Raw genomic sequence first — 23,434 nt, forward strand, 5'->3', positions numbered from 1 at the left:
GCGTGGCGTGGCGCAGACTATGTCGGTTGAGTAACGGCGCTGTGGAGGTGCCATGAACCGTTTTGTCCTGATCGGCCTGGGCGCACTCGCGCTTGTGGCCTGCAAACCCACGCCGACTGATCCGACGGCTGCACCCACCGCGCCTGCCACGAGCGAAGCCGCGTCCAGATCGCCGAAGCCGGCGCCCGTACCAGCGGCGCTGCCTGCGGCGGGTTCCGAGGGCCCGTCGTTCGACTGCGCCAAGGCCGGCTCGGATGCAGAGAAGACCGTCTGCGGCGACGCGCGGCTGTCGGCATTGGATCGCGAGCTGGCCGGGTTGTACAAGGCGGCGCAGACCGGGCCGGGCGAGCTGGACGTGGCTGCTGAACAGCGCGGTTGGATCAAGGGCCGCGATGCCTGCTGGCAGGCGGTGGACGCCAACCGTTGCCTGCTTGAGTCGTACCAGACCCGCATCGTCGAGCTGCGCCTGGCCGCGGCCAATGGGCCGGGACCGGCGGCAACCCAATACCAGTGCGACGACGCCAGCAAGCCGCTCTCGGTGGTGTTCCACAATGAGTTTGACCCGCAGGCGGCGGTGATCCGGCTGGGCCGCGACCAGGCCATCGCGTTTGCCGCGCCCTCAGCCAGCGGCAGCCGCTACACCCGCGAGGGCGTGGAGTTCTGGGAGCACCAGGGCGAGGCCACGCTGGAGTTCTACGGCACGCGCCTGAGCTGCAAGGTGGCGGGCAGGTAAACTGAAGCGGGTGCCGGCACAGGCCGGCACCGCCTCGCCGCTCAGCGCACGCGGCGGTAGCGCACTTCGTTCTGGCGGTCGCCCACTTCGGTGGTGACGAATCCGTCGCGGCTCTGGTTGATGTCGAACACGCTGTTGCCCACGTTGAGCTGTCCACCATTGACCCAGCCGGACAGATTCTGTCCGCTGGCTTGGGCGGACATCCGGCCATCGGCTTCGATGCGCATGCGGATGTCGGTGTTGTACATCGGGTTGTAGCCCTCGAACTCACCGACCATCCAGTTCGGCACGTACGAGCTATGGCGCGCGCCCTGGTAGTTGCCATCGTCGTAGCGCTCGTCCTGCTTGTTGGCGTTGTGGACCAGCGCGCCCAAAATTGCCGCACCAACCAATACGCCGGCAGCCACCTTCGCATCGTGGTTGTCGTCATCGCGGTCATGGTGCCGGTCATCGCCGCGCACCCGGAACGAGGCGCGGCAGCCATCGTCCACCCACACATTGCGGCGGTCGTAATCCCAGCTGCGCCCTTGGCGGCAATCAGCGCCGGACAGCTTTCGGTCCAGCGTGACATAGGCGGCGTAGGGCAACGCACAGGACTGGTAGCGGTTGTCGCGGCTTTCGCAGGTAACGAAGTCGTCAGCGCGCACGTCGGTGAGCGAGGCCAGCAGCAACAGGGGAGTGCCAAGCAGCAATCGGGTCTGCATGATCAGGAGTCCGGCAAGGGAGGTTCACGTGCCGAACGATGCGCAGGGGTTGATGAAATCCTGATGAAAGCGGGGCGTGGCCAGCGCGCCCCTTACGCGGGGGCCTCAGGCCGCGCGATCCACATCCTCGTCGCCGAAACAGGCGCGGATGGCATCCAGCAGCTCGCTCATCGAATACGGCTTGGGCAGGAAGTGGATGCCGGGGGCCAGCTGGGGGGTCACCCGTTCCGGCTGCAGGCCGGAAGTGACCAGTACCGGCAGGCTCGGTTGGTGCTGGCGGATGCGGTGGGCGGCTTCAATGCCGCTCAGCCCGCCCAGGCAGACGTCGGTGAATACGAGGTCGAAGCGCTCGCCGGCCTGCAACAGGCCCAGGGCGGCTTCTGCCGAGCTGACGGCGGCCACGTCGCAGGCCTGGCTTTCCAGCGCCATGCGGCTCAGTTCACGGGTGTCTTCGGTGTCTTCAATCAACAGCACGCGCGGTGTCACATGGCGCTTGGACAACAGCATGACGCGGGTTCCCCTGCAGGGTTTGGGTGGAAAGGCGCGGCAGTATGGGCAGCGGCGGGTGAGGGGATCGTGCAAAAAACGTCAGCCAGGCGTTGGGCTGTTGTGCGCCGCTCAGGTCGGTCACGGTACAGTCAGAGCCTGACCCCGAATGGAGCCAAATCGATGCAATGCCCCGTATGTACGACCCAGGCGCTGGTGATGTCCGAGCGCCAGGGCATCGAAATCGATTACTGCCCGCAGTGCCGGGGCGTGTGGCTGGACCGCGGTGAGCTGGACAAGATCATCGAGCGTTCGGCCGGTGCCGCTGCGCCCGCCCCGGTGCCGCAGCCTCCGCCGACGCAGCAGGTCCATCAGCAGGTGCAGCACCGTGACACCCGCCACCTGGGCCAGCAGCATTACGGCGATGGGCAGGGCTACCGCAAGAAGAAGAAGGAAAGTTTCCTGTCGGACCTGTTCGATTTCTGATCGCCCGCACGGTCCGTGCGCCGGCCCTGCTCAGGGCCGGCGCAGGATGAATTCCAGGTCGCGGCTTTCGCCCACCGGGAATTCATAGCTGCCCACCTGCACACAGCCGTAGCGCGCGTAGAAGCGCTGCGCGCCAAAGTTCTCCGACCAGACGCCCACCCACAGGGTGCGGCGCCGGGGCTGGTCCAGCCAGTCCAGGAACGCGTCCATCAACCGTGCACCGTGCCCGCCGCCCTGATGGCTGGTCTGCACATACAGCCGCTTCAGTTCGATATCGCCTTCCGTCGCCAGTGCATGGGGCAGGCTGTTCGGCCCTGCGGCGAGATAGCCGATCGCCTGCCGTCCATCGAAGAGCAGCCATGCGGCACTGAGCGGGTCTTCAAGCTCGCGAAGCTGGGGTGCGGGAGCGTAGTGCGCCTCGAGGAATTCATGCAGGTCCTGCGGCGGATACGAGTCGCCAAAGGTCTCTGTGTACGTGGCAATGGCCACGGCGGAGAGCAGCTCGGCATCGGCAGGCGTTGCACGTCGGATCTGCAGTGCCATCAGAACCAGACCCGCACGCCGGCCACCCAGCGGGTGTCGCGGGTGTGCTCGCCCGCCGCCTGGTGGTAGTCGGCCGTGTCGCCGAACAGGCGCTCATGGCTGATGCCGATGTACGGCGCGAAGCGGCGGCTGAACTCGTAGCGCAGGCGCAAGCCAGCCTCGACCTTGTTCAGGCCCGTCCCCATGCCGTGCTCGGGTTCGTCCTTGGCGGCGAGCGTGGCCTCCACCAGTGGCTGCAGGATCAGGCGGTTGGTGAGCAGCAGCTCGTACTCGACCTCCATCGTGGCCGCCACCTGTCCGCCTTCGCCGACATACGCCGTCGCCGAGGTTTCGAACTTGTACGGGGCCAGGCCCTGGATGCCGAACGCGGCCCAGGTGCGCGATTCCGCCGGGCGGAAGTCCTGCTTCACGCCCACGAGCACGTCCCACCATGGCGACACGCTGCGCCCGTACAGCACTTCGAGATCGGACGATTCGGTGCGCCCGCCGCTGCGTTCGCCTTCGCTGCGCAGCCACAGGCGGTTGATGTTGCCGCCGACCCAGCCGCTGGCTTCCCAGGCCTGGCCGGTCCCGTGCTTGCCATCCCAGTGTTCCAGCCGGTTGATCAGCAGCAGGCTGTGGACGTCGGGCGCGTGTTCCATCGCATCATGGTTGATGGGCGGGAAGGCGGCCGTACGGTCAGCGTCGGTGACCGGCGGGATAGGCTCACGCGGTTCGCTGGGCGCGGTGCCATGGCCCATGGCGGCGTGATCCATCGTCGAGTGATCCATCTGCGCGTGGTCGCTGCCGCCGTGGTCCATGGTCGAATGGTCCATCGTTGAATGGTCCATTTTCGAGTGGTCCATTTTCGAATGGTCGACCGCTGCCGGTGCAGCCGCCGGGGCTGCATCGGTGTGCCCATGCGACTGGGCCCAGGCCGGTGTGGCCATGGCGGTCAGAAGCGCAACAGTGAGTGCCTTCATTCTTCGATCCTCACTTCGCGCATCATCCCTGCTTCCATGTGGTAAAGCAGGTGGCAGTGGTAGGCCCAGCGGCCCAGTGCATCGGCGCGCACGCGGTAGCTGCGGCGGGTGCCGGGTGGCATGTCGATGGTGTGCTTGCGCAGGTGGAATTCGCCGTCGGCGTTTTCCAGGTCACTCCACACCCCGTGCAGGTGGATGGGGTGCTGCATCATCGTGTCGTTGACCAGCACGATGCGCATGCGCTCACCGTAGTTCAGGCGCAGCGGTTCGGCGCTGGCAAACGGAATGCCATCAAAGGACCAGCTGAATTTCTCCATGTGCCCGGTGAGGTGAAGCTCGACCTCGCGCGACGGCTCGCGCCCGTCGGGATCCTCGAACAGGCTGCGCATTGCGCCATAGGTGAGCACCTGGCGGCCGTTGTCGCGCAGGCCGATGCCGGGGTCGTCGAGCTTGGGCTCCGTGGCCGAGCTCTGCATGTCGACCAGCGGGTTGCCGTTCTCGCTCGGTGCGTGGCGCGGGGCCTTTTCGCCACCGCCATGGCCAGCGTGGCCCATGTGGGCGCCGCAGCCGCCTTCCATGCCTTTCATGTCGTGGCCCATGGCACCCATGTCATGCCCCATGTCGCTCATGGTCAGCAGCGGGCGCGGGTCACGGGTGGGAATCGGCGCCTGCAGCCCGTGGCGCACGGCCAGGGTGCCGGCGGCGTAGCCGGTACGGCCCATGTCCTGGCAGAAGATGGTGAAGGCATCCTGGCCGCTCGGTTCGACGATCACGTCGAAGGTTTCGGCCGGCGCGATGCGGAATTCGTCGATGCTCACCGGGTGGATGTACTGACCGTCGGCGGCGACCACGGTCATCTTCAGGCCGGGAATGCGCACGTCGAAGTAGGTCATTGAACCGCCGTTGATGAAACGCAGCAGCACCTTTTCGCCGCTGCGGAACAAACCGGTCCAGTTGCCGGCCGGTGCGGTGCCGTTGAGCAGGTAGGTGTAAGTGTGGGCGTTGATGTCGGAAATGTCGGTGGGGGTCATCCGCATCCGGCCCCACATGCCGCGGTCGGCGGTGGCCGCGCTCCAGCCATCGCGGCGCACGTCGCGCAGGAAATCGGGCAGCGTGCGCTTGTAGTAGTTATCGTGCTCGGCCAGCTTCTTCATGCGCCGGAACAGTGCACCGGGGTCCATGTCGGTCCAGTCCGAGAGCAGGATCACGTGTTCGCGGTCGAACCGGTAGGGGGCCGGCCGCAGCGGATCGATGATCAGCGCGCCGTACAGCCCGGCCTGTTCCTGGAACATGGAGTGGCTGTGATACCAGTAGGTGCCGGACTGCTTGAGGGTGAACCGGTACTGGTAGGCCTCGCCCGGGGCGATGCCGTTGAAGCTCAGGCCGGGCACGCCGTCCATGTTGGCCGGCAGCAGGATGCCGTGCCAGTGGATGGAGGTGGGGTGGCCCTGCAGGGCGTTGGCCACGCGCACGTTGACGGTGTCGCCCTCGCGCCAGCGCAGGATCGGTGCGGGCAGGCTGCCGTTGACGGTGATCGCCGGACGGGTGCGGCCGGTGAAGTTGGCCTGCGATTCGCCGATGCTCAGCTGGAACTGCTGGCCGCTGAGCACCTGGGGGGCGGTGGCCACGCGCGGACCGGCGCTGGCCAGGGCACGCGCGGGTACGGCACCGGCCAGGCCGGCAACCACGCCGCCAGCGGCCAGGCCCTGCACAAACCGGCGTCGCGACGGTACGGGCGGGGCGCCCGCGCCGGGGAAAGAGGGGTGTGACATTGCAACTCCGAATCGGATCCGAGGGCACGCGCAGGTGCCGGCAGGACGCGCGTGCATCAGCACGGCATCGCGGTTACGCAGGCGTTCGTGGTGAACGCGCGCTCAGGCGATGGGAGGGCGGGTGATGCGGTCCAGCGGCGGGCTGGGCAGGGACGGCTGCGCCGCGTGCAGCAGCACCGGCGACGGCGGTGGGGGTATCGGAAGCCAGGCGATCTGGGCGGTCAGGCTGGGCTGCTGGGCGCAGCTGCGCAGGCAGTCCTTGATCCTGCAGTGCTCGCCGTCGTCCGGCGCCGGGGCCGGTGTCTGGGCCGGGGTGCTGTGCAGGGCGGCATGGTCCTGGCCATGGCAGGGCGGTGCGGACGCGTCCTCTGCGGCGGTGGGCGTGGCCATGGCCAGCACCATGGGGCCGGCCATGGCCGCGTTCAGCCCGTTGAGCAACAGGCTGAGCATCAATACCACTCGCAGGAGCAGGCCACCGGCGGACATGGGCGCCACCTTAGCGCCAAATTGCACAGCGCGCACCCGTGCCTGAACGGGGGATTCAACTCTGGACGTGGGTCCGGCTGGGGCCGCGCGCATCAGCCTTCTTCGCGGACGATTTCGACCAGCCGCTCGCCATAGCGGGACAGCTTGGTGCCACCGATCCCGCCCACTCGGCCCAGCGCGTCGATGCTGGTAGGGCGCTGTTCGGCGATATTGCGCAGGGTGCTGTCGTGGAAGATCACGAAGGCCGGTACGTTCTGCTCGCGCGCCAGCTCGGCGCGCAGGCCGCGCAGGGCGTTGAACAGGGCCAGGTCCTGCGGCAGCACCGACAGGCCGGTGCGCTGGCCGCCGCGCTCGCGTTCGCGGGTCCTGGCGCTTTCGCGGCGCATCATGACCTTGCGCTCGCCCTTGAGGACCTGGCGGCTGCCATCGGTCAGGCGCAGACCGCCGTAGGCGTCGCTGTCCACCTCCAGCAGGCCGGCGGCGACCAGTTGGCGGAACACGCTGCGCCAGGTGCGTGCGTCGAGATCCTTGCCGATGCCGTAGGTGCTCAGTTCGGTATGTCCGAACTGGCGGATCTTGTCGTTCTCGCCGCCACGCAGGATGTCGATCAGGTGGCCCACGCCGAACCGCTGCCCGCTGCGGTACACACAGCTCAGCGCCTTCTGGGCGGCCACGCTGGCATCCCAGGCATCGGGCGGCTGCAGGCAGTTGTCGCAGTTGCCGCACGGCTGCGGATAGGTTTCACCGAAGCCGGCCAACAGCACCTGTCGGCGGCACTGCATGGATTCGCAGTAGCCCAGCAGGTGGTCCAGCTTGGAACGTTCCAGCGCCTTGCGCTCTTCGCCCGCTTCGGATTGCTCGATCATCTGCTTCAGCAGTACCACATCGCCCAGGCCGTAGCAGAGCCAGGCCTCGGCCGGCTCGCTGTCGCGGCCGGCACGGCCGGTTTCCTGGTAGTAGCCTTCCATCGACTTGGGCAGGTCGGTGTGGGCGACGAAACGCACGTCGGGCTTGTCGATGCCCATGCCGAAGGCGATGGTGGCGCACATTACGATGCCGTCTTCGCGCAGGAAGCGGCGCTGGTTGGCCGCGCGCACCTCGGCCGGCAGGCCGGCGTGATAGGGCAGGGCGTTCATGCCCTCCCTGCACAGGAATTCGGCGGTCTCCTCGACCTTGCGCCGCGACATGCAGTACACGATGCCCGCTTCATCGCGGTGGCCGCGCAGGAAATCCAGCAGCTGGCGCTTGGCGTTGTCCTTCTGGACCACGGTGTAGCGGATGTTGGGGCGGTCGAAAGAGCTGACGAAGTGCTGGGCATTGGTCAGGTCCAGCCGCTCGGCGATCTCGCGCTGGGTCGGCGGGTCGGCGGTGGCGGTCAGCGCGATGCGCGGCACATCCGGCCAGCGCTCGTGCAGGACGGTGAGCTGGCGGTATTCAGGTCGGAAATCGTGGCCCCACTGCGACACGCAATGGGCTTCGTCAATGGCGAACAATGCAATGCGGCTGCGCGCCAGCAGGGACAGGAAACGGCCGGTCAGCAGCCGCTCGGGCGCCACGTACAGCAGTTCCAGCTCGCCGGCAGCCAGTTCGCGCTCTACCCGGGCTGCGGTTTCGCCGTCCAGGGTCGAATTCAGGTATTCGGCGCGCACGCCGAGCTGGCGCAGGGCTTCCACCTGGTCCTGCATGAGCGCGATCAGCGGCGAGATGACGATGCCGGTGCCCTCACGCAGCAGGGAAGGCACCTGGTAGCACAGCGACTTGCCGCCGCCGGTGGGCATCAGCACAAGCGCGTCATTGCCGGCCGCGACATGCTCGACGATCGCCTGCTGCGGACCGCGGAAATCGTCGTAACCAAAGATGCGGTGCAGCAGTTCGTGCGCGGGGCGGGAAGACATCGCGCTAGTTTACCGGTTCCGGCGGGCGTTCCCCGTCCGGAATTCCCCCGACGGAGCATCGGGGGAACGGGGCCGGGCGTTACTGCAGGAGCGAGCGGAGCATCCAGGCGTACTTTTCGTGGGTCTGCAGGCGCTGGGTCATCAGGTCCTCGGTCGGAGCGTCGTCGGCACCGGCGGCCACGTCCAGCACCTTGCGGGCGGTACGACACACGGCCTCGTTGGCAGCCACCAACTGGCGTACCATTTCACGCCAGTCGGCGCTGTCGGTCAGGCCCGGTTCCTCGGCGATCGAGGTCAGGGCGGCGAATTCGCGGTAGGAGCCCGGGGCATTGAAGCCCAGCGCGCGGATACGTTCGGCCACGTCGTCCAGCGCGGCCCACTGCTCGGTGTACTGGGTTTCGAACATCAGGTGCAGCGAGTTGAACATCGAACCCGTCACGTTCCAGTGGAAATTGTGGGTCTTCAGGTAGAGCGTGAACGCGTCCGCCTGGAACGCCGACAGGCCATCGGCGATCTTCTTGCGATCCGTTTCCTTGATCCCGATATCAATATTCGGGGCAGACGGTGCTGACGCTGCCAGCTTCTGGTTGGCGGCCTTGGGTTTGGCCGGGGTCTTGGTCTTCGCCATGGGGGAAATCCTCGTGTTGGATGGGATGGCCTTCACAATAAGTCAGACTAACCTTCAGTTGCACTCATAAGTTCAAAACGATTCGATTGATGACCGCTATCAAAAAACCCGAAGCTTCGTCCCTGTCGTCGCAGCAGGCCGCCATCGACGGGGCCATGAGCCGTGATCGCGGTCGTCTGCTCGGCATGCTCTCGCGCTGGCGGGCCAGACCGGCCGATGCGGGCGTGGCGGCGGCATTCCAGCAGGCCTTGGAGGCATCGGTGCAGAGGCGCCAGGCGCGGGCGCGCAACCAGCCGTCGGTCAGTCTGGACGACAGCCTGCCGATCGCGCGTGAAGCCGAACGCATCACCGCGCTGATCCGCGAACACCAGGTGGTGGTCATCGCCGGCGAAACCGGATCGGGCAAGACCACCCAGCTGCCTAAACTGTGCCTGGCGGCCGGGAGTGGCGTGGCCGGGATGATCGGCTGTACCCAGCCGCGGCGGATCGCCGCACGTGCGGTAGCCACCCGCGTGGCGCAGGAACTGCACTCCGAGCTGGGTACCCTGGTCGGCTATCAGGTGCGCTTCACCGACCGGGTCGGGGACGATACCCGCATCAAGTTCATGACCGACGGCATCCTGCTGGCCGAGATCAGCAGCGACCGCTGGCTGTCGCAGTACGACACGATCATCGTTGACGAGGCCCACGAACGCAGCCTCAACATCGATTTCCTGCTCGGGTATCTCAAGCAGCTGCTGCGCAAGCGGCCGGACCTGAAGCTGATCGTCACCTCGGCGACCATCGATACCTCCCGCTTCGCCCAGCACTTCGGCGATGCGCCGGTGATCAGCGTGGAAGGCCGCACCTTCCCGGTGGAAGTGCGCTACCGCCCGCTGGAAGGCGAGGGCGGTGCCGACGAGGACGGCGGCCGCGATGGCGAACGCACCGTCAACGATGCCGTGGTGGCTGCCGTGGATGAGATCACCCGGCTCGACCCGCGTGGCGACATCCTGCTGTTCTTCCCGGGCGAACGCGAGATCCGCGACGCGCACCAGGCGCTGGAACGGCGCAGGTACCGCGAAACCGAAGTGCTGCCGCTGTACGCGCGGCTGTCGGTGAAGGACCAGGACGCGGTGTTCAACCCGGGAAGCAAGCGCCGCATCGTGCTGGCCACCAATGTGGCCGAAACCTCGCTCACGGTGCCACGCATCCGTTATGTGATCGATCCGGGCCTGGCCCGGGTCAAGCGCTACAGCCCGCGCCAGAAGCTGGACCGGCTGCATATCGAGCCGATTTCGCAGGCCAGTGCCAACCAGCGCAAGGGCCGTTGCGGGCGCGTCTCTGCAGGCATCTGCTACCGGCTGTATGCGGAGGCGGATTTCCAGTCGCGCGCCGAATTCACCGACCCGGAAATCCGCCGTTCCAGCCTGTCCGGGGTGATCCTGCGCATGCTGCAGCTGGGGCTGGGCCGGATCGAGGATTTCCCGTTCCTGGAAGCTCCCGACGAGCGCGCCATTGCCGATGGCTGGCAGCAGCTGGGCGAGCTGGGCGCGGTCGACAACGACCGCCGGCTCACCCCGATCGGCCGCCAGATGGCGCGCCTGCCGGTGGATGTGAAGCTGGCCCGCATGCTGGTCGCCGCGCAGGCGCAGGGCTGCCTGCGCCCGATGCTGGTGATCGCCTCGTTCCTGGGCATCCAGGATCCGCGCGAACGCCCGCCCGAAGCGCGCGCCGCCGCGGACAACGCACACGCGCTGTTTGCCGACGGACGTTCTGAATTCGTCGGCGTGCTGCGGCTGTGGGAAGGCTACCGCCAGGCCCACGAAGACCTGACCCAATCCAAGCTGCGCGGCTGGTGCGACCGCCACTTCCTGGGCTTCCTGCGCATGCGCGAATGGCGCGAGCTGCACCGCCAGCTGCGGGTGCTGTGCGAAGAGCTGGGCTGGAGCGAAGAGCCCGCGGACAGTGCAATGGCCCCGTTGCTGGCCGGTTCGTCGGCGCCCGCGCCCGTTCGCGATGATGCCGAGAAGGCCAAGGCCACCCGTGGCCAGCAGCACCGCGCCGCCCGCCTGGCCCGCGAGGGCAAGACCGAAACGCCGGCCGCCACTGCGCCTGCGGCCGTCCCGGCAGCGACCGACGAGGCCCGCAGTGCCTTCAGCGAGCGCGCGCGTGCCGCGGCCTACCAGACCCTGCATCGCGCGCTGATCGCCGGCCTGCCGACCCAGATCGGCCACCGCAGCGACAAGGGCGATTTCCTGGCCCCGCGGCAACGCCGTTTCCTGCCGTTCCCCGGTTCGGTCATGGCCAAGCGGCCGCCGCCGTGGCTGCTGGCGGCCACCCTGCTGGATACCCAGAAGGTGTGGGGCCTGACCAATGCGGCGATCGAGCCGGACTGGGTGATCGCCGAACTGCCGCACCTGCTGCTGCGCAAGCACTTTGATCCGCACTGGTCGCGTGCGCAGGGCCAGGTGCTGGCCTTGGAGCAGATCAGCCTGTTCGGGCTGGTGCTGGCACCGAAGAAGCCGGTGCACTACGGCCGCATCGCCCCGGGCGAGGCGCACGACATCTTCGTGCGCCAGGCGCTGGTCACCGGCGAGATCAACACCCGCGCCAGCGTCATCGCCGACAACCTCAAGGTGCTGGAGCAGGCCCGCGAAGAAGAAGCCAAGCTGCGCCGCGCCGGCATCGTGGCCGACGAGGGCTGGCAGGCACGCTGGTACCTGGACCGGATACCGGCCGACATCCATTCGGCCACCGGGCTGGATGCCTGGTGGAAGGCGCTGGCTCCAGACAAGCGGCGCGCGCTGGCATGGACGCTGGCCGACCTGCTGCCGGGCGAGGGCAGCGATGCCGAGCGCTATCCCAAGTACCTGCCGCTGGGCGATGCGCGGCTGGCGCTGCACTACCGCTTCGAACCAGGCAGCGAGGACGATGGCGTCAGTCTGGATGTGCCGTTGCATCTGCTCAATGCGCTGGACCCGGCACGTCTTTCATGGCTCGCGCCGGGCTTCGTGGCGGACAAGGCCTCCGCGCTGATCCGCAGCCTGCCCAAGGCCATGCGCCGCAACTACGTGCCTGCGCCGGACTTCGGGCGTGCCTTCGCCGAGGCCTTCCCGGTTCCCAGCGCCGACGACCTGCGTGGAGAGCTGGCCCGGTTCCTGTCGCGCGCCACCGGCGCGCAGGTGGCGGCCATCGATTTTGATGAAAGCGCGCTGGACGCGCACCTGCGCATGAACCTGCGCCTGCACGATGCGCAGGGCAAGCTGCTGGCCGCCTCGCGCGACCTGGAGGCGCTGCGCGCGCGCTTCGGCGAGCAGGCCGGCGATGCGTTCGCCGCACGCGCTGGTCGCGCGCTGGCGGCTGAAGGGCTGCGCGATTTCCCGGCTGCTCCGATTCCGACGCAGGTGCCCGGTGAAGCCGGCGTGCCGGCGTATCCGGCGCTGGTCGATGCCGGCGAATCCGCCTCACTGCGTATCTTCGCCGACCGCAACGAAGCGCTGGAACAGCACCCGCGGGGCGTCCGCCGCCTCATGGACATCGCGCTGGCCGACAAGGCAAAGCAGGCGCGCAAGCAGCTGCCGGTGCCGCCCAAGACCGGCCTGCTGTATGCCTCGATCGAATCGCAGGAGCGCCTGCGCGGCGACCTGGTCGACGCGGCCATGAACGCGGTGCTGGCCGAAGGCCTGGGCGAGATCCGCGACCCGGCTGCCTTCGCCAGGCGGCGCGATGCCGCCGGCCGGGAGTTGTTTGGCGAGGCGATGGCGCGGCTGAAGCTGGCAGAGAACATCCTGGCGCATGTAGCCGAGCTCAAGCCGTTGCTGGAAGCCCCACTCATGGGTTGGGCGCGCGGCAACCTGGATGACCTGGAGCAGCAGCTGGCGGCGCTGGTCCACCCCGGGTTCCTGCGCGAAACACCGGCCGATGCACTGGCGCAGTATCCGCGCTACCTGCGCGCGATGATCCTGCGCAGCGAGCGCGCCAAGCGTGATCCTTCCCGCGACCAGGCCCGGATGCTGGAGCTGCGTCCGTTCCTGGACGCGCTGGAAGAGGCGCAGGCACGTGGCCTGCGCGACCGCCCACAGTGGCAGGCCTTGCGCTGGGACCTGGAAGAACTTCGGGTGTCGCTGTTTGCGCAGGAACTGGGTGCCAGGAGCGGCATTTCGGCCAAGAAACTGGCCCAGCGGGTGGCCGCGCTGCGTCAGGCGTGACGCGGCAGCGCCCCGCGCGGCAGCCGCGCGGGGCGTGCCCTGTCATTTGACCCGGCGGACCTTGGCGCGGGTGTTGACGCCCTTGATCTGCAGGTACCACGCACCGATCATGCCCGGCGCGATGGACACTTCCGGATCGGTGCGACGCACGCCGGCCAGCGTGGTCTCGTCGGTCTGTTCCCATTCCTGCTTGTTGGCCAGCACGTAACGGCGGCCCTTGCCGAAGCCGCGGAATTCGCCCTGCAGCGTGCTTACGATCGGCTCGTTGCTGCCGAAGTCGAAGAAGCCGCGGTTTTTCACGATCACTTCCTGACGGCCTTCCTCGCGTGCTTCTTCGCGCACCTGTTCGCGCACCTGCTCACGCACGTCGGCGCTGACCGCAGCCACCTTGCCCTGCAGCCAGCCGTTGAGGGCGGCCAGTTCGGTGGGGCTCAGCTTGTCCAGGCCGGCGGCCTTGAATTCGGCCGGTGACATCTGCTGCTGCAGATCGCCTTCGACCACACGCTGGGCGAGGGCAGGCCCGGACACGGCCAGCAGGACGGCCGCAGCGGCCAACAACCTAAGACGGGAAAAACGCATGGCAGCTCTCCAGGAATGCATGATGGAACCGGTTCTGATTGTCCGGCAACGATACCAGCGCTAGTGTAGGGCTCTCTATCTTGTCTGCATGATGCTGTGAACCGCGCTTCTGTCCCCGGCCTGGATGGCTTGTTGAACCGACCGTCGGCGGCCTCGCTGCCCCCCGCGCTGCGCGATGCCCTGCTGCAGCGCTGGCAGGCCGACGATGCCGACCACGTCCAGTCAGCCTCCTGGCCGGTGCTGGCCGATACCGTGGATGCGCTGGCCCTGCTGTCGGCCGACGACAGCGCCCTGCTGGCGGCCCTGCTGTTCGACCTGCCGTGGTTGCGTGCCGGGCTGGATGCGCTTCCGCTTGGCAGCCACAAGGCTGCCGTGACAGGCCTGCTCGAGGGCCTGGACGCGGCCGACCAGGTCTGGGCGCTGCACGCTGGGCGCGATGCCGGGCGCAACAGCGAAGGCCTGCGCCGGTTGCTGCTGTCGATCATCCAGGACCTTCGGGTGGTTCCGATCCTGCTGGCCCGGCAGCTGGCGCGCATGCGCGCGGCCGACCGGCTGCCTGAAGAGCAACGCCGCGCGCTGGCCCAGCTGACCCGTGACATCCATGCGCCGCTGGCCAACCGGCTCGGCATCTGGCAGCTGAAGTGGGAACTGGAGGATCTGGCGTTCCGGCACCTGGAGCCGGATACCTACCGCCGCATCGCACGTGAAGTGGACGAAACGCGGTTGGCGCGCGAACGCTACGTCGAATCGGTCAAGAAGGTGCTGTCGCGCGAGCTGCTGGCGCAGGGCATCGAGGCCGAGGTCAGCGGGCGTCCCAAGCACATCTACAGCATCTGGCGGAAGATGCAGAAGAAGCGGCTGGCGTATGAGCAGCTGTACGACATCCGCGCGGTGCGGGTGATGGTCAAGGACGTAGCGGCCTGCTACGCCGCGCTGGGCGTGGTGCATTCGTTATGGGCGCCGGTGCCGAGCGAGTTCGATGACTACATCGCCCGGCCCAAGGCCAATGACTACCGTTCCCTGCACACCGCCGTGGTGGGCCCGGAAGGACGCACGATCGAAGTGCAGATCCGCAGCCACGACATGCACGCCCAGGCCGAGCTTGGCGTGGCCGCGCACTGGCGCTACAAGGAAGGCAGCAAAGGCGCGGAAAAAGCGTTCGATCGCAAGATCACCTGGATGCGCCAGCTGCTGGAGCAGTCCCAGGAAGGCCACGGCGGTGAGCTGGCCGGCGCGCTGGATGCGGAACTGACCGAGGACCGGGTCTACGCGCTCAGCCCCAAGGACGAGGTGATGGACCTGCCGCAGGGCGCCACCCCGCTGGATTTCGCGTACCACGTGCACACGATGGTCGGGCACCGCTGCCGCGGTGCGAAGGTCAACGGCCGCATCGTGCCGCTTACCTACCGCCTGCGCAGTGGCGACCGGGTCGAGATCCTCACCGGCAAGGAGGCCGACCCGCGCCGCGACTGGCTGCTGGCCTCCAATGGCTACCTGGCCAGCAACCGCTCGCGCGAGAAAGTGCGCGGTTGGTTCCACAAACTGGACCGGGCGCGCAACGTCCAGGCCGGGCGGGACCTGCTCGACCGAGAACTGAAGCGGCTCGGACTGGCGCAGGCCGACCTGGCCGTGGCGGCAAAGAAGTTCCATGCCGACAGCGTCGATGACCTGTACATCCAGGTAGCGCTGGGCGACACCGGCCCGCACCAGGTCAGCCGCGCCCTGCTCGAAGCCGAACGCGCGGCCACGCAGCCGGCGGTGCCCGCGCTGCCACGGCCCACGGCGCGCCGCGACAGCCTGGGCAAGTCCAAGTTCACCGTGCAGGGCGTGGGCAACCTGCTGGTGCAGCTCGCGCGCTGCTGCCAGCCGGTGGCCGGCGAGCCCATCGTCGGGTACCTGACCCGCACCCGTGGAGTCACCGTGCACCGCACCGACTGTGCCGCACTGGCGCGACTGTCGGCGGCCAGCCCACAGCGCATCCTGCCGGTCGAGTGGGGCCAGGCAGGCGGTGGCTACGAGGTGGATGTGGCGGTCGATGCGGTGGATCGCCGCTGGCTGCTCAAGGACATCACGAACCTGATCGCGCAGGAAGATGCGTACGTGCTGGACATCCACAGTGACAACGTACGCAACAGTGGCCGAGCGCACCTGCGCCTGCGCCTGAAGGTGAGCGATTACGGCCAGCTTTCGACGCTGCTGGGGAAACTGGATGCCTTGCCTGGCGTCAGCCATGCGCGGCGTCTGGGCTGACATCACGTGACCAACGCTACGCTCACGGAATGAGCCGCCATCCCGACCATGAGGACGCCGCGCATGCCGCCCTCCGCCGCGTTCGCCGCGAAGGGCGCTGGTGGTGGGTGCAGGCCTGGCAGTCGCGCCGCATCTGGCGCTGGGCGCTGTTGGTGGCGGTGACGGTGTTCGTGCTGCTGGCCCTGTTCCGGCGCCCATTGGCCAACTGGTTCTGGAACGAGCCGCAGGTGGAACAGCTGCTGGACCGGGGCGACCGTGCACTGGCGGCGGGACGGTTGACGGCTGCCGACGGCAGCGGCGCGCGCGAGTGGTACCAGGCGGCGCTGGCGCTGGACAGCGATCGACCGCAGGCCCGTGAAGGCCTGGCGCGCACCGGCCAGGCCGCGCTGGTGCAGGCCGGTGCCGCCCTGGATGCCGGCGATGCGGAGGCCGCGCAGCGTGCCCTGGCGCTGGCCCGCGAACTGCAGGTGCCGCAGCGCGATGCCGATGCCGTGGCGCGCCGGCTGCGCGACCACCGGCAGGGGGGCGCCGGGATTGGCGCGCTGCTGGGCCGGGCCGAATCAGCGCTGCAGGCGCAACGGCTGGACGGCAGCGAGGACAGCGCCTTGCCACTGTTCCAGCAGGTACTGGCGCGGGCGCCGAACCACCTGCGCGCGCTGGAAGGGCGCGAGGATGCGCTTTCGGACCTGCTGCAGCAGGCACGCGATGCAGCAGCACGGGGTGATGTCGCCGGTGCCGCGGACCGCGTGCAGCGCGCGCGGGGCTTTGATGCAGGCCATGTCGACCTGCCAGCAAGCGAGGCCGCCCTGAACGCGGCGCTGGAGGCGCGCGTGCGCGATGGGCAGCGGTTGCTGCGCCGGCAGCGCTGGCAGTTGGCGGGCGACGCATTCCAGGCAGTGCTGGCGGTGCGCCCCGATGACGCCGTCGCGCAGCGCGGGCTGCAGCAGGTGGTCGAGGCGCTGCTGGCGGCGGCGGTGCGCCAGGCCGCGGATTTCCGCTTCGATCTGGCGGGGCAGGCGCTGGCCACTGCAGAGGCGTTTGGTGCGTCCGAACGCCAGTTGGCGGCGTCGCGCCAGGCCGTTGCGCAGGCGCGCCAGGCCGAGCGGGCGCTGACCGCACCCGCCACGCCGCACCGACGCCGCGAGCAGGCCGTGCGCGACCTGCTTGCGCGTTTCGAGCAGGCCCAGGCACGCGGCGACATCCTGTCGCCGCCCGGCAGCAGCGCCTACGACGCACTCCGCGAAGCGCAAGCGCTGGCGCCCCGGGACGCGCGCGTGCATGCGGCGGCACAGCGGCTGGTGCCCGCCACCCGGCAATGCGTCGAAGATCGCCTGCGCGAAAACCGCGTACAGGCTGCAGGTGCGTGCCTGGAGGCCTGGCAGGCGTTGTCGCGCAGCGGTGGCCAGGCCGACGCCGGCCAGCGCCTGGGCCAGCGCTGGCTGGCCATTGGCAGTGAGCGCCTGGGCCGGGGCGACGTGGCGTTTGCGCAGGAGGCGCTGCAGCAGGCGGCCCGCTGGGGCGTTTCCCCCACGGCGGCCGAATACCAGGCGCTGCAGCAGCGGCTGCGCGATGCCGATCCACTTCGCTGAGCCGCACCGCGCCGGCAGGCTCCACGCAGCCGGTCGGCTATAGTGCGCGCTCGTTCCATCGTGGAAAAGCAATGACAGTTCTTGTTTCCGGCGCGACCAGCCAGATTGGCAGGTACCTGTTGCCGCGGCTGGTGGCCGCACAGGTGCCCGTACTGGCGTTGAGCCGGGATGCGCACCCGGCGCAGCCGGGGGTGGCGTGGCAGGTGGGCGACATGCGTGCACTGCCGGCGCCGTCGCAACCGCTGCAGGCAATCGTCAGCTTCGCGCCGCTGGACGCATGGGGCGACTGGCTGGCCCGGCAGCACACTGCGCCGGCGGGAAAGATCATCGTTACCAGTTCGATGAGCGTGTTGACCAAGCAGGGATCGGCGCAAGCTGACGAACAGGCGCTGGTGGCGTTGTTGCAGCGGGGCGAGCGCAACCTGGCCGAGCAGGCCGAGCGCCTTGGCATGCAGTGGACCGTGCTCCGTCCAACGCTGGTGTACGGCGCCGGGGTCGACCGCAGTCTGACCCCGATCGTCGCGCGGGCGCGGCGCACGCGCCTGTTTCCGATTCCCATGGCGCACGGGCTGCGCCAGCCGGTCCACGCCGATGACATCGCACTGGCGGTGGTGGCGGCGTTGGGCAGCGAGGCGGGATCCGGCCAGACCCTGCAGATCGGCGGCGGCGAGCGCCTGGATTACCAGCAGATGTTCCAGCGCGTGCGCGCGAGCATGGGCAGCTTCACGCTGCCGGTATACCTTCCGGAGACAGTACTGGCGCTGCTCGCGGCGGCCGTGCCGCGTGCGCGCGGACCGGTGTCGCGACTGCAGCAGGACCTGGTGGCGGACAACACCGAACTGACCCGACGCCTGGGCGTGGAGCCACGTGCGTTCCAGCCGACCCCTGCGACCTGGCGGCCGCATACCCCCTGACGGCCTGCCCTTACTGGACGAACACGCGCCGCACCGTGTCGCGCGCGGCGTCCAGCGAGAAGTGGTCCGCCACGTTGCGCAGCCCCGCAGTCGACAGTTTCCGCCACAGCGCTTCGTCGCGGTACAGGCGGACCACGGCGGCCGCAAACGCGTCGGCATCGTCGGCCACCAGTACATCCTCGCCATCGCGCAGGTGCATGCCTTCGACCCCCACGGTGGTAGCCACGACCGGCTGGCCGTGGGCCATGCTCAGGTTGACCTTGCCTTTGACGCCGGCGCCGAAACGCAGCGGCGCCACCGCGATGCGCACCTCGTCCATGTAGGGGGTCACCACCGGTACGAAACCGTGGATCTGCACGCCCGGCTGGGTGGCGGCCAGCGCCTGCAGGGCAGGGGGAACATCGGCGCCGATGCAGTGGAAGCGCACCTCCGGCAACTGCGCCCGGATGCGCGCGAACACCTCGCCGATGAACCACTGCATGGCATCCACGTTCGGCGGATGGCGGAAGCCACCAACGAACACCAGGTCGCGGCGCTGTGCCCAGCTGGCGCCGCCACCGGCCACTTCATGCAGGTTGGAAATCAGCTCCACGTGTACGGCCGGGGCGTCGACCTGCAGCTGGGTGCGCTCGGCTTCGCTCACCAGCACGGTCACGTCGCTGGCGGCCATCACCGCCAGTTCGCGGGTGCGGGTGCGTTCGGCGTTGCGCAGCAGTCCGGCATCGCCAGCCAGCTCCGCGCCGCGGCGTTCGCGCAGGTAATGCAGGTCCACGGTGTCGAACACGCGGCGCGCATCCGGTGCATAACGTCGCAGCAGCGGCAGGCACTCGCTGGCCACGTGGTGGCGCACCATCATTACCACCGCAAAGCGCGGCCCGTGCTCGCGCAGCCACGCGCCGACGCCGTCCAGGAACGGGGCGTACCAGACCTCCACGCCCAGCTTCTGCAGCGCTTCGGTGGGGGCGCCGGCATGTTCGCGCAGGGTCGGCACGAACACCACGTGCAGGCCTTCAGCGAGCAGCATGCGGATCAGGTTGTACTGGCGCAGCGACCCGGAATCGCGATCCGGCTGCGGCACCCGTTCGTCGAGGATCAGTACCTGGCGCTGCTGGCGGTGCAGCAGTGCCGGCGTGGGTACGCTGCCTGCGGCGGGGTGGGCAGCCAGTACCGGCGCCCACTTGGCGGCGAACACGCCCCGGTTGCGGACCTGGTAGGCCTTGATCCCCGTGCCGGTATCGGTGCCGTTGCTGGTGCCTTCGTCATGCACCACGCGACTGGCCGGTTGCACCAGCACCCGGTGGCCGGCGGCGCGCACTGCGAAGGCCAGGTCGGTATCTTCGTAATAGGCCGGACGGTAGCGCGTATCCAGCCCGCCCAGCTGCTCCCAGAGCGGGCGCGGCAGCATCAATGCCGCGCCGGAACAGTAGTCCGCATCGCGCAGCGCGCTGTAGCGCGGGTCGTCCGGCGATTCGAAGCGGCCGTAGCTCCACGCGCTGCCCTCGTTGAACACCACGCCGCCCGATTCCTGCAGGCGGCCGTCCGGATACAGCAGTTGCGAACCGACCAGGCCGGCGTCCGGTACCGCGTCGAAGGTGTCCAGCAGCGCGTCCAGCCAGCCCGGCTGCGGTACGGTGTCGTTGTTGAGCAGCACGATGAACGCGCCGCGCGAACGTGACACACCGTCGTTGCAGGCTTCGATGAACCCGCCATTGGCTGCGCGGACTTCATAGCGCAGCCCCTGCACCTGCGGCATCCACTCCGCCGTGTCATCGCTGCTGCCGTCGTCGACCACCAGGATCTCGCAGGCCACCTTCGGCGGGTAGGCCGCCAGGGCGCGCAGACACGCCAGGGTGTGGGCGGCATGGTTGTACACCGGGATCACAATGCTGACCCGGGGCTCAACGCTGTACGGCACCGAAAACGGCGCGAACGGGGTGGCAGGGGGCAGGTACAGCGGCGCGCGCTGAAGACTCGCCACGGGGCGCGCATGCACCCGGATACGCTGCCAGGTGGCCTGCCAGCCCCGTGTCCGCAGGCTGGCCACGCTGCGCCGGAACAGGCCGATCATGCGGTTCAGGAAGTAGCGTGCATCGGCCAAGGACGTGGGCATCCCGTTACAACTCCAGCTAAGCGGGGAAAACCGGGGGACACGCGCGCCACCAAGGCTGCGCTAGACTCGCCGGACTTTTACATTCTTGCATGCCCGTGCCCCCACGCTACGATTCCGACGACAACGACGCGTTCGAGGACGACACCGACAGCCGCTGGCCGCAGTGGCGTCCTCGCCTGATCACCTGGGGCATGGCCGCCGTTGCGCTGGCGCTGGGCTTCCTCATTCCGTATACCGCGTACCTGAACACCCAGGTCACCCAGCGCTTCGGCGAGCTGCGCTGGCAGATTCCGACCCGCGTCTATGCACGTCCGCTGACACTGGCGCCGGGCGTGGCCATGGATGCGCAGACGCTCAAGACCGAGTTGGCGGCATCGGCGTATCGCGATGACGGCATCGGCAAGTCCCCGGCCACCTTCAGCCAGGACGGCGGCCGCTTCGTTGTCTCCAGCCGTGGCTACAACGATGTGGATGGCAAGGTCGCGCCGCGCCGGATCGAGCTGCGTCTTTCCGGCGGCCAGATCGCCTCGCTGCGCGATGCCGACAGCCGCAAGGCGCTGAAGGCCGCGCGGCTGGACCCGGCGCGCATTGCCACCCTGTACGGACAGAAGCAGGAGGAACGCCGCCTGGTCCGGCTGGAAGATACCCCCGAGCTGCTGGTCACCGGTTTGCAGGCTGTGGAAGACAAGGACTTCAACCGGCACCACGGCATCGACCTGAGCGGCATCGCGCGCGCGGTGTGGGTGACCGTGCGGTCCGGTGGCCAGAGCCGCCAGGGCGCGTCCACGCTGACCCAGCAGCTGGCCCGCAGCGGCCTGCTCGGGATCGGCAAGGAACAGACGGTCACCCGCAAGTTCAACGAGGTGCTGTACGCGCTGATCATGGAAGCGCGCTACGACAAGCGCACCATCCTGGAGGCCTACCTCAACCAGGTGTACCTGGGCCAGCGCGGCAGCCAGGCAATCCACGGCATGTCCTCCGGCGCCGAATTCTGGTTCGGCCGCGACCTTTCCTCGCTCAACACCGAGCACATCGCGCTGCTGATCGGCCTGGTCAAGGGGCCGTCGTACTACGACCCGCGCCGCAATCCCGAGCGTGCGCTGGATCGGCGCAACTTCGTGCTCGGCAAGCTGCACGAGAACGGCCTGATCGACGCGACCGAACTGCAGCGCGCGCTCAAGGCGCCGCTGGGCGTACCGAAGAACCCGGGCCTGATCGCCGCCAACCGGTTCCCGGCCTATGTGGATCTGGTGCGCCGGCAGCTGGGGCATGACTACCCGGAATCCGTGTTGCAGGGCGCCGGCCTGAGCGTCATGACCGGCATGGCGCCGTCTGCCCAGGCCTATGCCGAAGGCGCGGTGACCAGGACGCTGAAGTCGCTGGAGAACAAGCGTCGCCCCGAACTGCAGGCCGGCCTGGTGCTGACCGATGTGCACAATGGCGACGTGCTGGCCGTGGTCGGCAGCCGCGATGTGTCCGAACCGGGCTTCAACCGGGCCATCGAAGCGCAGCGGCAGGTAGGCTCGCTGCTCAAGCCGTTCGTGTACCTGCTGGCACTGGCGCAGCCGGACAAGTATTCGCTGGCGACCTTCGTCGACGATTCGCCGGTGACCGTGCAGCTCAGCCGCGGCAAGCGCTGGACCCCGGGCAATGCGGACAACCGCAGCCACGGCACCGTGCGCCTGGTCGATGCGCTGGCCAATTCCTACAACCAGGCCACCGTGCGCGTGGGCATGCAGGTAGGCCCGGAACGCGTCACCCAGCTGATCCACGTGCTGGCCGGGTTGAAGGCCGAGAGCAATCCCTCGGTGATCCTGGGCGCGACCGATCAGAGCCCGTATGCGATGGCGCAGCTGTACCAGTTCCTCGCCTCCGGCGGCGAAATCCAGCCGCTGCACGCGGTGCGCGGCGTGCTCGATCCGCAGGGAAAGCTGCTCAAGCGCTATGACAAGACCCCGGCACCGGCCCAGGAAGGCGACTCCATCGCCGCCAACCTGATCAGCATCGGCCTGCAGCAGGTGGTCTCCAGTGGCACCGCCGCGCGCCTCAATGCCGACGGCCTGTCGCGCCTGCAGGCGGCCGGCAAGACCGGTACCTCCAATGACGGCCGTGACAGCTGGTACGCCGGCTACACCGGCGACCACCTGGCAGTGGTCTGGATGGGCAACGACCAGAACCAGCAGACCGGCCTGTTCGGCGCCACCGGCGCCATGCGGGTGTGGTCGGGCATCTTCAGCCGCCTGCCGAGCGCGCCGCTGAAGGTCAGCAACAAGGGCCTGGACTGGCAGCCGGTCGAAGCCGGTGGGACCGCCGCCACCGACGAGTCCTGCCCGGGCGCGCGCCGTTTCCCGTTCGTGGTCGGCTACGCACCGGCCTACACTGCGTGCGTGGCCCCCACCGCATTGCCGGAAGGCGAAGGCGGCGAGGGCAGCGAAGGCGGCGGCTGGCGCAGCTGGTTCGGCCTGGACAAGAAGCCCGAACCGGCCGCCGAGCCGGCGCAGGCCGCACCCGCGGCCACTTCCCCCGCTCGATGAAGCGCAACGCAAGGCAGCCCCGCATGACGACTTCCCGCACCGTGATTCGTACCGCTACCGTGCTCACCCTTGGGCTGGCGCTGGCCGCCTGCGTGTCCACCGCGCCGCCGGTGAAGGCGCCGGTGGATACCACAACGCCGGCCCAGCGCATGGCGGCGGTGGATGCCAGCGCTGGCAAGGATGACAAGGAACTGGACGTGCAGCCGCTGCGCGATGCCGGCATCGAGGACCTGCGCGTAGTGGCCAAGGCCAAGCGCCAGGCCAACGATCTGGCCGGTGCGGCCGAGGCGCTGGACCAGGCACTGCTGATCAACGAAGGCGATCCCTCCATCGTGCAGGAACGCGCGGAAATCGCGCTGCTGCAGGGTGACTGGGCACGCGCCGAAACGCTGGCCCGCGAGGCGGTGGAGCTGGGATCGAAAACCGGCCCGCTGTGCCGCCGCCACTGGGCCACCATCGAACAGGCGCGGTTGGCGCGTGGCGAAAAGGAAAACGCGGTGTCGGCGCACGCCCAGCTGGAAGGCTGCACGGTGCCGGGCATAAAACGCTATTGACGGTTCGCCGGCCTGCGGC

General features: G+C 68.6%; 18 protein-coding genes. 8 read left to right on the forward strand and 10 right to left on the reverse strand.

The features are described from left to right. The first annotated feature begins 52 nt into the window (after positions 1 to 52). The gene (locus ACTJI4_RS04175; RefSeq protein WP_440868595.1) at positions 53 to 733 is read left to right on the forward strand and encodes an MliC family protein; all 681 of its coding nucleotides are present in this window, start codon (positions 53 to 55) and stop codon (positions 731 to 733) included. Positions 734 to 774: 41 nt separating this feature from the next. On the opposite strand, the gene ACTJI4_RS04180 is transcribed toward ACTJI4_RS04175, so the two are convergent. Beyond that, entirely contained in the window at positions 775 to 1,437 is a 663-nt protein-coding gene (locus ACTJI4_RS04180; protein ID WP_440868596.1) for a DUF3011 domain-containing protein, read from the reverse strand. A 105-nt stretch (positions 1,438 to 1,542) separates the two neighbouring features. Then, a complete protein-coding gene (locus ACTJI4_RS04185; RefSeq protein WP_392920807.1) occupies positions 1,543 to 1,944 on the reverse strand; it encodes a response regulator in 402 nt (133 codons plus the stop codon). Between the two features lie 162 nt (positions 1,945 to 2,106). Here ACTJI4_RS04185 and ACTJI4_RS04190 point away from each other — a divergent pair, with 162 nt between their 5' ends. Continuing rightward, positions 2,107 to 2,409 (forward strand): zf-TFIIB domain-containing protein, encoded by a 303-nt coding sequence (locus tag ACTJI4_RS04190; protein ID WP_440868597.1) that lies wholly within the window; start codon positions 2,107 to 2,109, stop codon positions 2,407 to 2,409. 30 nt (positions 2,410 to 2,439) lie between these two features. Here the strand turns inward: ACTJI4_RS04190 and ACTJI4_RS04195 are convergent, their stop codons facing one another. From ACTJI4_RS04195 to ACTJI4_RS04220, 6 genes are all read right to left on the reverse strand, one after another. Then, complete coding sequence (locus ACTJI4_RS04195) at positions 2,440 to 2,952, reverse strand: N-acetyltransferase family protein (protein WP_440868598.1); 513 nt, start codon at positions 2,950 to 2,952, stop codon at positions 2,440 to 2,442. Beyond that, positions 2,952 to 3,914: a copper resistance protein B gene (locus ACTJI4_RS04200; protein ID WP_440868599.1), complete on the reverse strand. Its 963-nt coding sequence runs from the start codon at positions 3,912 to 3,914 to the stop codon at positions 2,952 to 2,954. Before ACTJI4_RS04200 ends, ACTJI4_RS04195 begins: the two co-directional genes overlap by 1 nt. Further along, the gene (locus ACTJI4_RS04205; RefSeq protein WP_440868600.1) at positions 3,911 to 5,686 is read right to left on the reverse strand and encodes a copper resistance system multicopper oxidase; all 1,776 of its coding nucleotides are present in this window, start codon (positions 5,684 to 5,686) and stop codon (positions 3,911 to 3,913) included. Before ACTJI4_RS04205 ends, ACTJI4_RS04200 begins: the two co-directional genes overlap by 4 nt. 102 nt (positions 5,687 to 5,788) lie before the next feature. Then, positions 5,789 to 6,172 carry a CopL family metal-binding regulatory protein gene (locus ACTJI4_RS04210; protein ID WP_392920792.1) on the reverse strand — a complete coding sequence of 128 codons (384 nt, stop codon included), beginning with the start codon at positions 6,170 to 6,172 and terminating at the stop codon, positions 5,789 to 5,791. Between the two features lie 92 nt (positions 6,173 to 6,264). Then, the gene (gene recQ, locus ACTJI4_RS04215; RefSeq protein ID WP_392920789.1) at positions 6,265 to 8,067 is read right to left on the reverse strand and encodes a DNA helicase RecQ; all 1,803 of its coding nucleotides are present in this window, start codon (positions 8,065 to 8,067) and stop codon (positions 6,265 to 6,267) included. A 79-nt stretch (positions 8,068 to 8,146) separates the two neighbouring features. Continuing rightward, positions 8,147 to 8,695, reverse strand: a complete 549-nt coding sequence (locus ACTJI4_RS04220) for a Dps family protein (RefSeq protein ID WP_440868601.1) — start codon at positions 8,693 to 8,695, stop codon at positions 8,147 to 8,149. Between the two features lie 89 nt (positions 8,696 to 8,784). Between ACTJI4_RS04220 and hrpA the strand changes: the two genes are divergently transcribed. Further along, the gene (hrpA, locus tag ACTJI4_RS04225) at positions 8,785 to 12,885 is read left to right on the forward strand and encodes an ATP-dependent RNA helicase HrpA (RefSeq protein WP_440868602.1); all 4,101 of its coding nucleotides are present in this window, start codon (positions 8,785 to 8,787) and stop codon (positions 12,883 to 12,885) included. A gap of 42 nt (positions 12,886 to 12,927) precedes the next feature. Here the strand turns inward: hrpA and ACTJI4_RS04230 are convergent, their stop codons facing one another. Next, positions 12,928 to 13,464 (reverse strand): hypothetical protein, encoded by a 537-nt coding sequence (locus tag ACTJI4_RS04230; RefSeq protein WP_392920781.1) that lies wholly within the window; start codon positions 13,462 to 13,464, stop codon positions 12,928 to 12,930. A gap of 96 nt (positions 13,465 to 13,560) precedes the next feature. Here ACTJI4_RS04230 and ACTJI4_RS04235 point away from each other — a divergent pair, with 96 nt between their 5' ends. The 3 genes from ACTJI4_RS04235 (at position 13,561) to ACTJI4_RS04245 (ending at position 18,217) form a co-directional block, all read left to right on the forward strand. Continuing rightward, positions 13,561 to 15,714, forward strand: a complete 2,154-nt coding sequence (locus ACTJI4_RS04235) for a RelA/SpoT family protein (protein ID WP_392920779.1) — start codon at positions 13,561 to 13,563, stop codon at positions 15,712 to 15,714. Between the two features lie 29 nt (positions 15,715 to 15,743). Continuing rightward, a complete protein-coding gene (locus tag ACTJI4_RS04240) occupies positions 15,744 to 17,303 on the forward strand; it encodes a hypothetical protein (RefSeq protein WP_440868603.1) in 1,560 nt (519 codons plus the stop codon). A gap of 71 nt (positions 17,304 to 17,374) precedes the next feature. Beyond that, the gene (locus tag ACTJI4_RS04245; protein WP_440868604.1) at positions 17,375 to 18,217 is read left to right on the forward strand and encodes an NAD(P)H-binding protein; all 843 of its coding nucleotides are present in this window, start codon (positions 17,375 to 17,377) and stop codon (positions 18,215 to 18,217) included. A gap of 10 nt (positions 18,218 to 18,227) precedes the next feature. Here ACTJI4_RS04245 and ACTJI4_RS04250 read toward each other — a convergent pair whose 3' ends face one another. Next, positions 18,228 to 20,327 (reverse strand): glycosyltransferase, encoded by a 2,100-nt coding sequence (locus tag ACTJI4_RS04250; RefSeq protein WP_392920771.1) that lies wholly within the window; start codon positions 20,325 to 20,327, stop codon positions 18,228 to 18,230. A 95-nt stretch (positions 20,328 to 20,422) separates the two neighbouring features. Here ACTJI4_RS04250 and mrcB point away from each other — a divergent pair, with 95 nt between their 5' ends. Beyond that, entirely contained in the window at positions 20,423 to 22,861 is a 2,439-nt protein-coding gene (mrcB, locus tag ACTJI4_RS04255) for a penicillin-binding protein 1B (protein ID WP_392920987.1), read from the forward strand. Positions 22,862 to 22,884: 23 nt separating this feature from the next. Continuing rightward, positions 22,885 to 23,415, forward strand: a complete 531-nt coding sequence (locus ACTJI4_RS04260; protein ID WP_440868605.1) for a tetratricopeptide repeat protein — start codon at positions 22,885 to 22,887, stop codon at positions 23,413 to 23,415. The last annotated feature ends 19 nt before the right edge of the window (positions 23,416 to 23,434 follow it).

Origin of the sequence: Stenotrophomonas sp. 22385 (genome assembly GCF_052045085.1) — a bacterium.
Classification (GTDB): Bacteria; Pseudomonadota; Gammaproteobacteria; order Xanthomonadales; family Xanthomonadaceae; genus Stenotrophomonas.

Coding starts and splice junctions, on each gene's coding strand:
- ACTJI4_RS04185 (WP_392920807.1), bottom strand. CDS start 1,944: ATGCTGTTGTCCAAGCGCCATGTGACACCGCGCGTGCTGTTGATTGAA.
- ACTJI4_RS04250 (WP_392920771.1), bottom strand. CDS start 20,327: ATGCCCACGTCCTTGGCCGATGCACGCTACTTCCTGAACCGCATGATC.
- ACTJI4_RS04220 (WP_440868601.1), bottom strand. CDS start 8,695: ATGGCGAAGACCAAGACCCCGGCCAAACCCAAGGCCGCCAACCAGAAG.
- ACTJI4_RS04205 (WP_440868600.1), bottom strand. CDS start 5,686: ATGTCACACCCCTCTTTCCCCGGCGCGGGCGCCCCGCCCGTACCGTCG.
- recQ (WP_392920789.1), bottom strand. CDS start 8,067: ATGTCTTCCCGCCCCGCGCACGAACTGCTGCACCGCATCTTTGGTTAC.
- ACTJI4_RS04240 (WP_440868603.1), top strand. CDS start 15,744: ATGAGCCGCCATCCCGACCATGAGGACGCCGCGCATGCCGCCCTCCGC.
- ACTJI4_RS04260 (WP_440868605.1), top strand. CDS start 22,885: ATGACGACTTCCCGCACCGTGATTCGTACCGCTACCGTGCTCACCCTT.
- ACTJI4_RS04210 (WP_392920792.1), bottom strand. CDS start 6,172: ATGTCCGCCGGTGGCCTGCTCCTGCGAGTGGTATTGATGCTCAGCCTG.
- ACTJI4_RS04190 (WP_440868597.1), top strand. CDS start 2,107: ATGCAATGCCCCGTATGTACGACCCAGGCGCTGGTGATGTCCGAGCGC.
- ACTJI4_RS04195 (WP_440868598.1), bottom strand. CDS start 2,952: ATGGCACTGCAGATCCGACGTGCAACGCCTGCCGATGCCGAGCTGCTC.
- ACTJI4_RS04230 (WP_392920781.1), bottom strand. CDS start 13,464: ATGCGTTTTTCCCGTCTTAGGTTGTTGGCCGCTGCGGCCGTCCTGCTG.
- ACTJI4_RS04180 (WP_440868596.1), bottom strand. CDS start 1,437: ATGCAGACCCGATTGCTGCTTGGCACTCCCCTGTTGCTGCTGGCCTCG.
- ACTJI4_RS04175 (WP_440868595.1), top strand. CDS start 53: ATGAACCGTTTTGTCCTGATCGGCCTGGGCGCACTCGCGCTTGTGGCC.
- ACTJI4_RS04245 (WP_440868604.1), top strand. CDS start 17,375: ATGACAGTTCTTGTTTCCGGCGCGACCAGCCAGATTGGCAGGTACCTG.
- ACTJI4_RS04200 (WP_440868599.1), bottom strand. CDS start 3,914: ATGAAGGCACTCACTGTTGCGCTTCTGACCGCCATGGCCACACCGGCC.
- hrpA (WP_440868602.1), top strand. CDS start 8,785: ATGACCGCTATCAAAAAACCCGAAGCTTCGTCCCTGTCGTCGCAGCAG.